The 1,451-nt window shown below is 42.8% G+C and carries 1 protein-coding gene, 1 pseudogene and 1 riboswitch; of the genes and pseudogenes, one reads left to right on the top strand and one right to left on the bottom strand.

The window, feature by feature from the left end:
- On the bottom strand, window positions 1-173 hold a 173-nt coding region (gene mscL, locus B4K20_RS02295; protein ID WP_289281742.1), incomplete at its 3' end, for a large conductance mechanosensitive channel protein MscL.
- A gap of 178 nt (window positions 174-351) precedes the next feature.
- Window positions 352-541, top strand: a riboswitch (cobalamin riboswitch).
- 130 nt (window positions 542-671) lie between these two features.
- Here mscL and B4K20_RS02290 point away from each other — a divergent pair.
- Window positions 672-1,451 (top strand): annotated as a pseudogene (locus B4K20_RS02290) (hypothetical protein); the annotation flags it as partial.

Here is a 1,451-nt window from a genome sequence, read left to right as displayed (position 1 = left end):
TTGATAAATAAGTCTGAAAAGTCGACACCTCCCAGTAATAGACCAATAGGTGGCATAATTACGTCGGCTACCAAACTCTTCACAATGGTGCCAAACGCACCACCGATGATAATCCCCACGGCCATATCTAACACATTGCCGCGCATTGCAAACTCTTTGAATTCCTTCAACATCCTTTATCTTCCTTTTGTTGTTTTCATTGAAATAGAGGGCGAGCATCCTGATTAAACATTGAGTCTCAGTTGGATATTAGCCATCACTATTTGGGCTGTCTATCTTTATTTTGTGCATTATTCTTGTTCGCAAGATTGTCTGCGTCACCAAACCGTGGTTGTTACTCGGGTAAGTACGTATAATTCTGATTTTTATGGTCTCTTAGCAGAGTTAAAAGGGAATTCTTAACCGAAGCTGTCCCCGCAACTGTATACGTGAAGTTTCTGACAACGATGATGTAAAACCACTGAAATCGATCGATTTCGGGAAGGTGAGTTGGAAATGTTGAAGCGTGAGCCAGGATATCTGCCATGAAAACGTTATTATCCGATGGCCGGGGTGTGCAGTTGGAGCGGGAAACCGTTTAATGGCGAATCATCTTTGAGTTATTAAGCGGTGTCTGATCTTTCCGACGTGGTTTGATAACTCAGTGTTTTTATATATCGATGGATAGCGCTGTGTTTAACCGACTTATTCTTTGTTTCATTCTTTTTCTTTTTTCTTCATCAGTCCTGGCCGAGCAATTATTGCTGATTGTCACACCACGAAATGTACCGGAAGTGGTGTCTGGTGCGCATGAGTTTTTAAAACACCCCTCTCATTCCTCCACGTCAGTGCAAATACGCACGACCGAACAGTGGCAAGACTTAAGCGTAAATCAACAAGCCGCTTTATTAAAACAGTCAGATTTAGTCTTCGCGGGCGGCGTGTTTGGTGAAACAGCCAACCAGCTGATGGAAAATATCAAAAAAGGTCTGCTAAAAAATCTTATCGCATTGCATAGCGATCAGCGTCTTATGGGGGCGTCAAGTTTGAACAGTCACCCCATTTTAAATGAGCCCCCTGACAAATTAATGCAGCATCCAGATCCTGCGTTATCGACAGAGCAGTGGATGGCATCGCTATTAGAACAATACCCGGCACAGGAAGCGTGGTTGATTTCACGATTCTTTTGGCTGGGAAGAAATAGTGAAAATATGCAGGGACTGATTAGTCATCTACATCATCTGGTTAAAAATGAAAATACAACTGAGCGTCCTCAATTAGCTGCACAGCTCAGGCTTTATCATCAAGATAAAATCATTCCACCAGATCAGTTTGAGTTTTCTGCAAAATCATCATGGGTGGTGTTAGTGGATTATGAAACTGGGGAACGGCCGGGAGAAAAGGCATTACTGGATGCTGTTTGTAAACAGCTTATTGATGAGTCAACTGGTTGTGTGTCAGTGCTTACTGCG

Source organism: Methylophaga sp. UBA5088 (assembly GCF_002414625.1).
GTDB lineage: Bacteria > Pseudomonadota > Gammaproteobacteria > Nitrosococcales > Methylophagaceae > Methylophaga > Methylophaga marina.
The sequence above is the reverse complement of the archived record's forward strand: the minus strand, read 5'-3'. Positions and strand labels throughout refer to the sequence as shown.